The organism is Azospirillum sp. P4_B5 (genome assembly GCF_056402275.1).
The window spans coordinates 1-12,461 of record NZ_JBFUHT010000039.1; the positions used below are offsets into that span (position 1 = coordinate 1).

Genomic DNA, 12,461 nt, shown 5'->3' on the forward strand with positions numbered 1-12,461 from the left:
GCGGGAGCGGGAACGTGTGGTACAGCCAAACTGCGTGCGCGATCAGCTCGGCTGGGAAGCGGTGGCGGTAGTGGGGATCGGGCTCGCGTCTCATCCCGCTACCATGCCCGGCGCACCTCCGGCTCGCCAGCCCCGCAGTTTATGTGACGATGCCCACCGGAAACCGGAGAGATTACAAGTTTCCGGCACCATCCCAAACCATCAGCGGCCAATGTAAATCGGCTTACGTTTTTCGGCAAAGGCCTGCCGCCCCTCGCGGCGGTCAGCCGTGTCGCGCAGCAGGCTCCAGGCCAGTTCCGTCAGTTGGAACGCCTGAAGACTTGGCAGCGTCGTGGTTTGGCTGGCCAGCATCTTGATCATTTGAACCGCCAGCGGGCCATTGTCGGCGATACGGCGTGCGAGCGCATTGGTCTCGTCGGCAAAACGTTCCGCGGGCCAGACGTCGCTGACGAGGCCGATGGCGAGCGCCCGTTGCGCGTCGATGCGCTCGCCGGTCAGCAGCATCCGCATCGCGACGGCGCGAGGGATGGCCCGCATCAGGTTGGTCGCTCCGCCTCCGCCGGGCACGCTTGCCACCGCCACCTCGGGCAGACCGAAAGATGCCTTGTCCGATGCGACAACGAGGTCGCATTGCAGAGCCAGTTCCAATCCTCCGCCAAGGCAGTATCCGTCGACGGCTGCAATCAACGGCTTACGGATCTGCAGGCCGGAGAGGTCGAACAGGCGGATGTAGAGCCCGTTCTCGCCTGACTGTTCCAGATCCATGGGAAAGGCCTCGGCGACGCCCGCATCGCTGGCCGGAGCGGAAGTGAGATCGGCACCGACACAAAAGGCCCGACCACCCGCACCGGTGATCACGATGACGTTTACGGACGGATCGGACGAAAGGCCGGCCAGATGCCGCCGCAGCGCCCGCAGATGCTCTGGGTCGAGTGCGTTGAGCTTTTCGGCGCGGTCGATCGTGATTGTGCCAATCCGATCCTCGACGTTGCTGGTGATGGTCATGGCGCACCTCTCCTTCAGACGCTAGGGCTTGAGAGCGACCGGCCACCGCACACGTAGAGAAGCTGGCCAGTGATGTAGGAATTCGTGCGCGCCGCGAAGAACAGAACCGCCTGGGCGATGTCCTCCGGTGTGCCGATCCGCTGCACGGGAACGCTCGTCTTCAAGCGCTCCTGCACATCCTCCCTGAACGTGCGGAACAAGGGCGTGTCGACGATGCCCGGAGCGACGGCGTTTACGGTGACACCCTTTGCAGCGAACTCGATCGCCAGGCTGCGTGTGAGGCTGACCACACCGCCTTTGGCCGCCGAATAGTTCGCCTGACCGAAGCCGCCGAGCCAGGCGCGCGAGGAGATGTTGACGATTCGGCCATAGCCGCGCTCGACCATGCCGGGCAGGACCGCCTTGCAGGTGAGGAACTGCGATTTGAGATTGGTCGCCACCACGGCGTCCCAATCCTCTTCCTCCATGGCAAAAAGCCGCTTGTCACGGACGATGCCGGCGTTGTTGACCAGCACGTCGATGCGGCCGAACTCCGCCGTGACCGCGGCGACGGCCTCTTCGACCTCGATGCGGCTGGTGACGTCCACGGCGACCGGGACTGCCCGCGCACCGCTGCTGTCGCGCAGTGTGACGGCCGCCTCGTCCAGTGCCGCCCGGTCACGGTCGAACAGAGCGACGTCGTAACCCCTGCTCGCCATGAGGCGGGCGATGCCGAAGCCGATGCCACGGGCTCCGCCCGTGACGACGACGATATCCCGCGCTTCCATGGCTCACACCCCCAGAATATGGACAGAGGACGCCGCATGGTCGACGCCGGCGATTCCGCCACCGGTGCATTGCGTCAGACCGATGCGGGTCCCTTCGACCTGACGCCCGTCGGCACGGCCCTGAAGCTGCCAGGCGATCTCCACCATCTGCGCGACGCCGGTGGCGCCCAGCGGATGACCCTTAGCGAGCAGGCCGCCGCTCGGATTGACGGGAACGCGGCCACCGAGCGCGGTGTCCCCACGCCGCAGCATATCGGCGCTCCCGCCCTTCTCGCAGAGGCCGAGCGCTTCGTAATAGAGAAGTTCGGCAATGGTGAAGGCGTCGTGCAGCTCGACGACACCGACGTCCCGCGGGCCGACGCCAGCCTCCTCGTAGGCGAGCCGCGCCGTGCGGGCGGTGATTTCCGCGTCAAGGATGTCGTCGCAGCCCTCTTCGAGATGGCCGGACTGGACGGCGGAGCCGAGAACACGCACCGGACGCCGGGAGGATGCCGGCTTCACCGTCGTCAGCACGAGGGCGGCGGCCCCATCGACCTGCGACGGGCAGCATTGCAGCAGCGTCAGCGGCTCCGCGACAGGGCGGGAATTCAGCACCTCCTCCACCGTGACCTCCTTGCGCTGCTGGGCGTAGGGGTTGCGCGCGCCGTGGGCGCGGTTCTTCACGGCGATGCGGGCGAGGATTTCCGGCGTCTCCCGGCGTTCATGAAGATAGCGGCTGCCGCGCATGGCGTAGACCGTGGGCAGCGTCATCCCCTGCGCCGCGTAAAGCTCCGTCTTGTAGTCGTTGCGCTGGAGGGGGATGGTGCCGCCACCCAGCCGGGTCAGCTGTTCCACGCCCCAGACGAGCACGGTGTCGTACAGGCCGAGGCGCAGCGCCTGACAGGCGAGATGCACGGCGGTGGCGCCGCTGGCGCAGGCGTTCTCCACGTTGTAGAGCGCCGGCCCCGTGATGCCGAGATCGCGCATCAGCACCTGCCCCAGCACCATGCCGCCATAGACGTTGGCGTTGTAGAAGGCCTGGATGCGATTCTGGTCCGCACCAGCGTCGGCGAGCGCCCCCAGCACGGCGGCCTGCGCCAGATCCTGCATGGATCGGGCGTCATGGCGCCCGAACGGGGTCATCGCGGCCCCGGCAATGTAGACGTCGCGGCTCATGGAACGGCCTCCTCTGCGGGAACGAACACATAGCGGGCGTTGCCGTCCGCGGACTCGTCGATGACGGCTTCCAGCCGCGCTCCGATGGACGGGCGCACACCCTCCGGCAGGTCCAGCCGGCCGAAAACCCGGACCTCTTCCGGAAAATCCGCATAGACGAGAGCGAACGGAGCCTGGCCGGTCTTCGGGTTGGGGTGGATGACGGTGTGGCTGTAGAGCCGGGCATGGGACGACAAGGTCACCGGCTCGTAGCGCGGCGCCGCCGGCGACGCGGCCGGCACCCGCGGAAACACGCAGCGGCCTGTGTCCCGGTGGCGCGAGGCAGCCAGCCGGGGGGCGCCGTTGCTCCGGTCGAGCCAGGACGGCTCCGGATGCGGGTTCTCTCCGTTCGGCCTTTCCATGGGTCCTCCCCTTCCTTTGGATGCGCAGCGCAGCGCTGCGATGGTGAGAGGATAGGTGAGGAAAGCCCGGCATTCAGAACGACAATGCGGCAAGCATGGTTGAGCAAAACTCAACAGGAACGCCGGTTGCCGACAGGCGGGCGGAACGACGAAAAGGGCCGTGGCTGCCGGGAAAACCCGGCAGCCACGGCCCTTCGTTCAGAAGACGATGTGCGCTTGCGATGCGGGAGGCGTTACCCGGCGGTCGCCGACAAGTCGGTCGACAGCGAAAGCTCCCGCCACGCATCGAGTTCCCTTGCGACCGTCGCGTTCTTGCGCTCGATGTGGGCCACCGTGTCGCTGCCCACCGCCAGCCGCACCGGCGGATTCTCGGCGTCGGCGAGCGTGAGCATCGCCTTGGCGAACTTGGTGGGATCGCCGGGCTGGGCGTGGTTGGCGTCCGCCGCGAAACGGCGCATGGCTCCCACCGTCTCGGCGTAGTCGGCGATCTCAGCGCTCACCGCCAGCGATTGCTCGTCCAGGAAATCGGTGCGGAAGAAGCCCGGCTCCACGACGGTCGCCTTGACGCCGAGGGGGGCGAGTTCGGCGGCGAGCGCCTCGGTGATGCCTTCCACCGCAAACTTGGTGGAACCGTAGACGCCCCAGCCGACGAAGGCCCCGTAGCCGCCGATGGACGAGATGTTGATGACATGGCCCGAACGCTGGCGCCGCATGTGCGGCAGCACGGCCCGGGTTACGGCGAGAAGGCCAAAGACGTTGGTCGCGAAGATCTTCTCGACTTCGGAACCGCTCGACTCCTCGACCGCGCCGAGCAGGCCGTAACCGGCGTTGTTGACCAGCACGTCGATCCGACCGAAGCGTTCCACAGCCGCCGCGGCTGCGGCCTGGGCTTGAGCCTCGTCCGTCACGTCGAGCGCCACGGGGAGCAGGTTGGGATGATCGCCGATCCGTTCAGTGACCGCCTTCGGGTTGCGGGCGGTCGCGACGACCGCATCGCCGGCGGCGAGGGCTTCGGCAGCGATGAGCGAACCGAAACCGCGGGAAGCACCCGTGATGAACCACACACGCATGGAGCGTCTCCTCTTCTCAGGAACAATGGAACGAAGGGTGGTCTTTGTGACGGAGCGGCCGGGGATGAAAGCCCGTCCGTTTCTCCTGGCCCCGCCGGTCCGGCGTGGTGAGGAAAAGCTACGACCCGGCGCCGACCCGAACAATCCGCCGCCTTTTTCACAGGCTGTTGCACGGCGTTCAGCAATGGAGGGGGTGGAGCGCCGCGAACGGGTCCGAATTCACCGTTGACCAAAGCTCAACAGCGGATCAATCCTAATGCCATGGATCGGCTTCCCCCACTCAACCCGTTGCGCGCCTTCGAAGCCGCCGGCCGGCTCAGGAGCATCCGCAAGGCTGCGGATGAACTGTCCGTCACGCCGGGTGCGGTGAGCCGTCAGGTGCAGAGCCTGGAAAGCCATCTCGGCACGCCGCTCTTCCGCCGGGAGCCGCGGGAAATCGTCCTGACGCCCGAAGGGGAGCAGTATCTGGCGGCGATCACGCTGCATTTCGACGGCATCCGCGAGGCCACCCGGAAGCTCACCGGCCAGACGACCATCGAGGTCGTCCGAATCCGCGCCTACACGACTTTCGCGGTCAAATGGCTGATTCCACGCCTATCGTCGTTCCATGCGGACAACAGGACCACCGAGGTGCGCCTCACGACCTCCGTGGAGACGGTGGATTTCGACCGGGAAAACCTCGACGGCGCCATCCGGCTGGGGGACGGCAACTGGCCTGGCGTCGAGGTGGACCGGCTCATCGCGAACGAACTGGTCCCGTTGTGCAGCCCCGCCCTGCGGAGGCGCGCGGGTTTGAAAAAGGTCGGCGACCTTACGGGTCAGACGCTGCTTCACTCGCTGGTGCGGCTCGACGACTGGCGCTACTGGTTGGAAGCGGCGGGCGCCGAGGGCATCGATCCCTATGCCGGGCCGAAATACGCGAGTTCCACGCTCGCCTATCAGGCGGCCCTGGAAGGCCAGGGCGTCATGATCGCGCAGAAGGCGCTGTTCGCCGAGGATCTGCGTGCCCGCCGTCTGGTGCAGCCCTTCGGACCGCCGCTCGACCGCGGAGAGTTCACCTATTACTTCATCTATCCCCGCAACCGGATGCGCAACCCGGCTTTCCGCCGGTTCCGGGAGTGGCTTCTGGCGCAAACCCGGACGTAGGCGTCGGCCAAGACATGCGAAAGGGCGGCTGACGGGCATCCGCCAGCCGCCCCTCGGGGAGAGAACCGATCAGGGCAGCGGCTTGCCCTTGGTTTCCGGCATGAGCGTGTAGACGATCCCGCCGATCACACTGATGGCCGCGAGGTAAATCCACACGAGGTGGCCGTATCCCCAGCCGCCCATGGCCGTGATCAGGTAGGGCGCGGTTCCGCCGAACAGCGTGACGGACAGGGCATAGGGCAGCGCGATGCCGGTGACCCGCACTTCGGTCGGAAATTGCTCGGCCATCGTGACGGCCCCGGCCCCGGCGAAGCCGGTCATGAGCACCATGGCGACCGTCTGGATCGCCACGAGTTCGGGAAAGCTGGTGGCCGGGGAGAGCAGCGCGAGGCTCGGCCAAGCGTAGAGGGCGGAGCTGAAGGCGAAGGCGATCAGGACCGGGCGCCGCCCGATCCGGTCGGCAAGCATGCCGACGAAGGGGATCAGGACGAGCGACACGGTGACCGAAACGATGCCGGCCAGGAGCGTCTGGCTCATCGGCAGGCCGGTGACGAGGTGCGCGTGGCTCGGGTAATTCACCATCCACACGTAGTTGAGCAGATTGCCGGCCATGGCGATGCCGATGACGCGGAGGGCGTCGCGCGGATGCTTGCGGAACACGTCGATCATCGGGTGCCGTTGGACGCCCTCCGTGGCCGCCCGCTTCTTGAAGACCTCGGTCTCACCGACGGAGAGCCGAATCCACAACGTGACCAGGCCCAGCAGCCCAGCGATGATGAAGGCGGCGCGCCATCCCCAGGACGACAGCCCCCCATCGCTCCCGATGACCGTGAAGGAGAAGGCGAGCACGAAGGAGATCAGCGTGCCCGCGTTGATGGCGAACCATTGCCAGGACCCGGCGAAGGCCCGCCGGTCCGCGGGCGCGGATTCGATCAGGAAGGTGGAGGCGGAGCCGAATTCCCCGCCAGCCGAGAATCCCTGCGTCAGGCGCGCCAGCACGAGGATGATCGGGGCGGCCAGACCAATCTGGTCGTAGGTCGGGCAGACACCGATCACGAAGGACGCGCCCGACATGAGCAGGATGGACAGGGTCAGGCCCTTCTTGCGGCCGTGGCGGTCGGCAAAGGCGCCGAGGACCGCGCCGCCGACCGGCCTCATGATGAAGCCGACCGCGAAGATGGCGAAAACCGAAAGAAGGGCGGTGAAGGAGTTGCCCGCCGGAAAGAACTTGTTCGCGAGGATCGACGCGAAAATCGCATAGATCACCCAGTCCGTGTATTCGACGATCGTGCCCGCTGTTGCGGCGATGATCGCCTTCTTCTGAGCGGCGGTCAGCCGCCGGACGTCGGCGTCGTCCGATGACGGATTGTCCGATGACGCGAAGATCGCTGCGGAATTCGGCGCACGCGCCGCCTCCAACCGTTCCATTTCCTTTTCCTCCCCAAGCGTTGCTGACGATGCGGCGACCAGCCGCGCCGATGGGGAAAGGGTGAATGTTCGGTCATCAAACAATAAGCGAGCTTTTCGCAAGGTGCTGTTGACCTCAGGTCAACAGAGGCTGTCGGCCCGGGCGCTTTCTCTTATCCGTTGCGCCCCATGTCGTTGAGTTGAGGTCAACGGACCGCGGCCGGAAACTCATTTGCCCGGCGAACCGTCGTGCCGCAGCGTGGTCGGCAATTCAAGGCGACCCGGCGGTCGCTTCAACAGACGGGAGGAAGGCATGGCGATCGGTTTCATCGGGCTTGGTGCGATGGGCGCCCCAATGGTGCGCCATCTCGCGAAGGCTGGCCAGGACCTGCACGTCTTCGACACCAACCCCACTGCCCTCGATGCCGCGGCGGCGCTCGGCGCGACGGTCTGCCCGTCGGCGGCGGCGGTCGGCCATGCGGCGGAGGCGGTGCTGGTCTGCCTTCCGACACCGGACATCGTCCGGCAGGTCGTGCTCGGCCCCAGCGGCGTGATCGAGGGGAGCAAGGTCCGGATCTGCGTGGACCACTCGACGACGGGGCCGAGCGCCGCCCGCGAGATCGCGGATCGGCTCGCGGGCCGTGGGATCACGGCCCTGGACGCACCGCTGGCCGGTGGCGTGTCCGGCGCGCAGGCCGGCACGCTGTCCGTCATGGTGTCCGGCGAGACCTGGGCCTACGAGGCGCTCGCCCCCGTCTTCCGCAGCTTCGGCCGCCACGTCGTCCATGTCGGCACGGGCGTCGGCCAGGGGCAGGCGCTGAAGCTGATCAACAACATGATCGTGGGCGCCAACCTCGTCGCGGCCAGCGAGGCGATCCTGTTCGGGGTCCGCTTCGGCCTGTCCGCCGACGCCATCCTCGACATGCTCAACGCCAGCACGGCGCGCAGCTTCGTCACGGAGAGCATCCTTGCGGACCGCGTCCTCGACCGGCGTTTCGACTTCGGCTTCCGGCTCGAACTCATGCGCAAGGATCTGCGGCTGTGCGTGGCCGAGGCGGAGGCCGCCGGCGCGCCGATGCTGGTTTGCGCGCTCGCCAAGCAACTCTACGAATTGGCCCACGCCCATGGCGGCGGACACGACGACATGACGGTCGTCGTGAAGGAGCTGGAGCGCGCCGCTGGAGCGGAGATCGCCCGTTCCTGACACCGGAGGCGGCACGCCGCCGTTCCCTGAACGAATGGAGTCACGCCATGATGCGTCATGCTCTCGACGGCCTGACCGTCCTCGATTTCACGCACATCGGCGCGGGCCCGACCTGCACGATGCTTCTGGCCGACATGGGCGCCCGCGTCATCAAGGTCGAGCCGCCGCAAGGCGAACTCGGCCGCCAACTCGGCCCGGCCTGGATCGGGGACGACAGCGCGCTGTACCACGCCTTCAACCGCAACAAGCTGGGGCTGTCGCTCGACCTCAAGACCCCGCAGGGAGTCGAGGTCGCCCGGACCCTTGCCCGGACGGCGGACGTGCTGGTCGAGAGCATGCGGCCCGGCGTGATGCGGCGCATCGGCCTCGGCTACGACGTGCTTTCGGCGGACAACCCCGGTCTCGTCTACGCGTCGATCTCGGCCTATGGGCAGGACGGCCCCTACGCCGAGCGCCCCGGTGTCGATGGGATCATCCAGGCCGACAGCGGCCTGATGAGCATCATCGGAACGCCCGCGAGCGAACCGTGCAAGGTCCAGGCGCCGGTGGTCGACGTGTTCACCGGCTACGTCGCGGCGCTCGGCATCCTGGCCAAGATGATGGAGCGCCGGCGCGACGGCAAGGGCGGCCAGCTCGACATCAACCTGCTGAACGCCGCCTTGGCACTCCAGCAGCCCTCCATTGCCGGCTACTTGGCGGACGGTGTGCTGCCGAAACGCCAGGGCAGCGCCGCGCCCTATTCAGCCCCCAACGAGGCGTTTGAGACCGCCGACGGCTGGATCATGGTCGCGGCCTACAACGGCGGTCGCTGGGACCGGCTGTGCGAGGTGCTGGGGCGCGTCGACCTGATTCACGACCAGAGGTTCGAAACCTCCGCAACGCGGGTCGCCAATCGGGAGGCGATGCGCGACACGCTCGGCCCACTCTTCAAAGCGCAGCCGAGCGAACACTGGCTGGCCGTCTTGCGCAAGGTGGACGTCCTGTGCACACGGGTGGCCGACTACGCAGACCTTGTCGGGCATCCGCAGGTGGCGGCCAACGGTATGATCGCCGGGATGAGCCATCCTGCCTTGGGAACGATCCGGGTTCCCGGCTTCCCGATCAACAGTCGCGAGTCCAACGCGGTGCCGCACGCCCCCGCCCCCGCGCTCGGCGAGCATTCCGCCGACATCCTCGCGTCGTTCGGATTTTCCCGCGGCGCCATCGCGGAACTGCTCGACCGCAAGGTGATCGGCTCCCAGTACCCGCGGACGGCCCCATGACAAGACCAGATTACGGGAGGACAGAAGCCATGCTTGCGACCGTCGACAGCCACATTGCGGGACGCTCCGCGCCACCGCTGAAGGGGGCCTATCTCGACAAGTTCGATCCGCGCACCGGCACCCGGATGCAGCGGGTCGCCGACAGCACGCCCGAGGATCTCGACCGGGCCGTCGCTGCGGCGTCGGACGCACTGGCCGCGTGGCGCGACACGCGACCGTCCGAACGCGGCCGCATCCTGGTCGAGACCGCGCGCGCAATCCGCCGCAACGAAGAGCGGCTCGGCGCCATCGAATCCCGCGAGACCGGCAAGCCGGGCATCGAGATGGCCCAGCTCATCGACCTGACCGCCCAGTATTTCGAGTTCTACGGCGGCATCGTCAACGTGATGGACGGCGAGGTGATCAATGTCGGGCCCGGACATCACGTCTACACCCGCCGCGATCCGTTCGGCGTGATCGGCGTGATCCTGCCCTGGAACGCCCCGCTTCATCAGGCGGCACGGGCGATCGCGCCGGCACTGGCGACGGGCAACACGGTCGCCGCCAAGCCGTCCGAACACACGTCGGGTTCGCTGGTCGAGTTGGCCCGCATCGCGGTCGAGGAAGGCGGGCTGCCGCCCGGCGTGCTCAACGTGATCGTGGGTAAGGGCAGCGTGATCGGCCCGGCGATGGCCAACCACCCGGAGGTGCGCAAGATCTCCTTCACGGGCAGCGTGCGCGTCGGCCAGGAACTCGGCCGCATCGCGGCGGACCGCGTTCTTCCGCTCACGCTCGAACTCGGCGGCAAGTCGGCGAACATCGTCTTCGACGACGCCGACCTCGACGCCGCGGCCATCGGCTCGACGCGCGCCTTCACCTGGAACAGCGGGCAGTGGTGCGCGGCGGGCACGCGCCTTCTGGTGCAGGAGAGCATCCATGACCGCTTCGTGGACAAGCTGCTGACGGCCGTGGCCGAACTGCGCGTCGGTCCCGAGCATGGCGCGACGTCCGGTCCCATCACCACCCACGCGCAGTTCCTGAAGATCCAGAGCTACTTCGAGGCCGCGGCGCGCGACGGGCTGACGCCCGCCATCGGTGGCCGCGTGGCCGACGATCCCCGCCTGGGCGGCGGGTGGTACATCGAACCCACGGTCTACACCGGCGTCACCAATGACATGACCGTCGCGCGCGAGGAGATCTTCGGCCCGGTGGTGTGCGTCATTCCGTTCAAGGACGAGGGCGACGCGGTGCGCATCGCGAACGAGTCCGACTTCGGGCTGGCCGCAGGAATTTGGAGCCGGGATGTCGGGCGCGTCCACCGCGTTGCCGCACGGCTCGAAGCCGGGCGCATCGTCGTCAACGACTACAGCGGCGGCTTCGTCCAGACGCCCTGCGGCGGCTTCAAGCACAGCGGCTATGGGCGTGAGCAGGGCATCGACGCCCTGTCGCACTACACCCAGCTGAAGTCGGTCATCATCACGCTGTAGGTGGCGGATTTTGGAAGGCGTCATGAATCTCGATCATCACAACAATGCATTCCTCACCATGATCGGCCTCACGCTCTCGCGGTGGGAGCCGGGCATGGCGGAGTTCGACCTTGTGGTCGATCATCGCCACACCAACCGACAGGGCATCCTGCAAGGAGGGGTTCTTGCGACCATGCTTGATGCCGCCTGCGGCTATGCCGGCCTCCATGACGGGACCGGCGTGGCCGAGGGTGTGGGCGAGGGTCAAGCCGTGACGCTGTCCTTGATGGTGAACTATCTGGCGCGTGTGGAGGGTGGTCGCTTGCGCGCCGTAGGGACGGTCACGGGGGGCGGAAGGCGCATCTATTTCGCAAACGGAGTGGTCCATGCCGGCGACGGTTCGGTCGTCGCAACGGCGCAGGGAAGCTTCAAGCGGATGCCGCCGCGTTGATCTCTGATCCGTGGTGTCGGCCACCTGCCTCGGCTAGAGTTGGGGTGGTCATGACGCTGATGAACGGATTTGGGAATGCGCGCGTCCGAACTGTCCGAGCTGGCAGCCTTCGTCTCCGTGGCCAAGACACGGAATTTTCGACTTGCCGGCCTGGAACGCGGAGTCACCGCATCGGCGATCAGCCATGCGGTGACGAGCTTGGAGGAACGCGTCGGGGTCCGTTTGCTGAACCGCACGACGCGCAGCGTGTCGCTGACCGACGCAGGCGATCTCCTGAACGCACGGCTGGCCCCGGCGTTTCTGGAGATCCGTGATGCCGTAGACAGCCTCAACCAGTTTCGCGATGCGCCCTTCGGAACGGTGCGCATCAACGTGCCGCACTCCATCGGACGATTCGTCCTCGGCAAGGTCATCGGCCCCCTGATCCGCAACAATCCCGCGCTCCGTCTCGAAGTCATCGCGACGGACCGGATGGTGGACATCGTCAACGACGGGTTCGACGCGGGAATCCGGCTGGGCGGAACGATTTCGCAGGACATGGTCGGTGTAAAGCTGCGACCGCGCCTGCGCCTTGTCGTCGTGGGATCACCCGAGTATTTTGAAACTCGTCCCCTCCCGCAGTTGCCGCAGGATCTGCGGCAGCACACCTGCATCCAGAATGTGTACCCGAGCGGCATCTCCTATCCTTGGGAATTTGAAAAGGATGGTGAGCGCTTTGTCTTCGAGCCGAGCGGGCCGCTGGCGCTCGACGACAACGAACTGATGATCGAGGCTGTGTTGGGCGGGGTGTGCCTGGGCTATGTCTGGGAAGGCTACGCGCGCCCTTATATTGAGGCGGGTCGATTGTTCCAATGTCTGGATGATTGGTGCGCACCGGAGGATTGGCTTTACCTGTACTATCCCAACCGGCGCCATGTATCGGCGGCGATGCGCGCTCTGATCGAGGCGATCAAAGCTTGATCCCCTGGTCCGACGGGGGTATCGCAACAATCACCACTGCTGAATCCAGCTCATCAAGGAAAGAACAAATCTCCGGATTATGACTCCGGCATGAACGGCGTACAACCGCTTTCAGGCACAGCGTGCCGTATCAATCGCGGAACAGACGCCGGCTCGACTGCGTGGGTTCTTGCAGCAAGAGATTTGGC

The 12,461-nt window shown here is 66.6% G+C and carries 12 protein-coding genes; 6 read left to right on the top strand and 6 right to left on the bottom strand.

Annotated elements, in window-relative coordinates:
* Window positions 1-201: 201 nt before the first annotated feature.
* From AC1DVI_RS24735 to AC1DVI_RS24755, 5 genes are all read right to left on the bottom strand, one after another.
* Window positions 202-1,005, bottom strand: coding sequence for an enoyl-CoA hydratase/isomerase family protein (locus AC1DVI_RS24735; protein WP_476960223.1), 804 nt, complete (start codon window positions 1,003-1,005; stop codon window positions 202-204).
* A gap of 14 nt (window positions 1,006-1,019) precedes the next feature.
* Window positions 1,020-1,772 carry an SDR family oxidoreductase gene (locus AC1DVI_RS24740; RefSeq protein ID WP_476960224.1) on the bottom strand — a complete coding sequence of 251 codons (753 nt, stop codon included), beginning with the start codon at window positions 1,770-1,772 and terminating at the stop codon, window positions 1,020-1,022.
* Between the two features lie 3 nt (window positions 1,773-1,775).
* A complete protein-coding gene (locus tag AC1DVI_RS24745; RefSeq protein WP_476960225.1) occupies window positions 1,776-2,927 on the bottom strand; it encodes a thiolase family protein in 1,152 nt (383 codons plus the stop codon).
* Entirely contained in the window at window positions 2,924-3,328 is a 405-nt protein-coding gene (locus tag AC1DVI_RS24750) for a Zn-ribbon domain-containing OB-fold protein (RefSeq protein WP_149162910.1), read from the bottom strand. The genes AC1DVI_RS24745 and AC1DVI_RS24750 overlap by 4 nt, the downstream gene beginning before the upstream one ends.
* A 233-nt stretch (window positions 3,329-3,561) precedes the next feature.
* Entirely contained in the window at window positions 3,562-4,398 is an 837-nt protein-coding gene (locus tag AC1DVI_RS24755) for an oxidoreductase (RefSeq protein ID WP_149162909.1), read from the bottom strand.
* Window positions 4,399-4,659: 261 nt separating this feature from the next.
* On the opposite strand from AC1DVI_RS24755, the gene gcvA reads away from it, so the two are divergent.
* Window positions 4,660-5,544, top strand: coding sequence for a transcriptional regulator GcvA (gcvA, locus tag AC1DVI_RS24760; RefSeq protein WP_149162908.1), 885 nt, complete (start codon window positions 4,660-4,662; stop codon window positions 5,542-5,544).
* Window positions 5,545-5,613: 69 nt separating this feature from the next.
* Here the strand turns inward: gcvA and AC1DVI_RS24765 are convergent, their stop codons facing one another.
* A complete protein-coding gene (locus tag AC1DVI_RS24765; protein ID WP_149162907.1) occupies window positions 5,614-6,972 on the bottom strand; it encodes an MFS transporter in 1,359 nt (452 codons plus the stop codon).
* 292 nt (window positions 6,973-7,264) lie between these two features.
* On the opposite strand from AC1DVI_RS24765, the gene AC1DVI_RS24770 reads away from it, so the two are divergent.
* The 5 genes from AC1DVI_RS24770 (at window position 7,265) to AC1DVI_RS24790 (ending at window position 12,273) form a co-directional block, all read left to right on the top strand.
* Complete coding sequence (locus AC1DVI_RS24770; protein ID WP_149162906.1) at window positions 7,265-8,155, top strand: NAD(P)-dependent oxidoreductase; 891 nt, start codon at window positions 7,265-7,267, stop codon at window positions 8,153-8,155.
* A 47-nt stretch (window positions 8,156-8,202) separates the two neighbouring features.
* Window positions 8,203-9,417, top strand: a complete 1,215-nt coding sequence (locus tag AC1DVI_RS24775; protein WP_149162905.1) for a CaiB/BaiF CoA transferase family protein — start codon at window positions 8,203-8,205, stop codon at window positions 9,415-9,417.
* A 29-nt stretch (window positions 9,418-9,446) separates the two neighbouring features.
* On the top strand, window positions 9,447-10,883 hold the full coding sequence (locus AC1DVI_RS24780; RefSeq protein WP_149162904.1) for an aldehyde dehydrogenase family protein: 1,437 nt from the start codon (window positions 9,447-9,449) through the stop codon (window positions 10,881-10,883).
* A gap of 22 nt (window positions 10,884-10,905) precedes the next feature.
* Entirely contained in the window at window positions 10,906-11,313 is a 408-nt protein-coding gene (locus AC1DVI_RS24785) for a PaaI family thioesterase (RefSeq protein WP_149162903.1), read from the top strand.
* 75 nt (window positions 11,314-11,388) lie between these two features.
* On the top strand, window positions 11,389-12,273 hold the full coding sequence (locus AC1DVI_RS24790) for a LysR family transcriptional regulator (protein WP_476960226.1): 885 nt from the start codon (window positions 11,389-11,391) through the stop codon (window positions 12,271-12,273).
* Window positions 12,274-12,461: the final 188 nt, after the last annotated feature.

Coding starts and splice junctions, on each gene's coding strand:
- AC1DVI_RS24740 (WP_476960224.1), bottom strand. CDS start 1,772: ATGGAAGCGCGGGATATCGTCGTCGTCACGGGCGGAGCCCGTGGCATC.
- AC1DVI_RS24785 (WP_149162903.1), top strand. CDS start 10,906: ATGAATCTCGATCATCACAACAATGCATTCCTCACCATGATCGGCCTC.
- AC1DVI_RS24780 (WP_149162904.1), top strand. CDS start 9,447: ATGCTTGCGACCGTCGACAGCCACATTGCGGGACGCTCCGCGCCACCG.
- AC1DVI_RS24765 (WP_149162907.1), bottom strand. CDS start 6,972: ATGGAACGGTTGGAGGCGGCGCGTGCGCCGAATTCCGCAGCGATCTTC.
- AC1DVI_RS24770 (WP_149162906.1), top strand. CDS start 7,265: ATGGCGATCGGTTTCATCGGGCTTGGTGCGATGGGCGCCCCAATGGTG.
- AC1DVI_RS24735 (WP_476960223.1), bottom strand. CDS start 1,005: ATGACCATCACCAGCAACGTCGAGGATCGGATTGGCACAATCACGATC.
- AC1DVI_RS24755 (WP_149162909.1), bottom strand. CDS start 4,398: ATGCGTGTGTGGTTCATCACGGGTGCTTCCCGCGGTTTCGGTTCGCTC.
- AC1DVI_RS24750 (WP_149162910.1), bottom strand. CDS start 3,328: ATGGAAAGGCCGAACGGAGAGAACCCGCATCCGGAGCCGTCCTGGCTC.
- gcvA (WP_149162908.1), top strand. CDS start 4,660: ATGGATCGGCTTCCCCCACTCAACCCGTTGCGCGCCTTCGAAGCCGCC.
- AC1DVI_RS24790 (WP_476960226.1), top strand. CDS start 11,389: ATGCGCGCGTCCGAACTGTCCGAGCTGGCAGCCTTCGTCTCCGTGGCC.
- AC1DVI_RS24775 (WP_149162905.1), top strand. CDS start 8,203: ATGATGCGTCATGCTCTCGACGGCCTGACCGTCCTCGATTTCACGCAC.
- AC1DVI_RS24745 (WP_476960225.1), bottom strand. CDS start 2,927: ATGAGCCGCGACGTCTACATTGCCGGGGCCGCGATGACCCCGTTCGGG.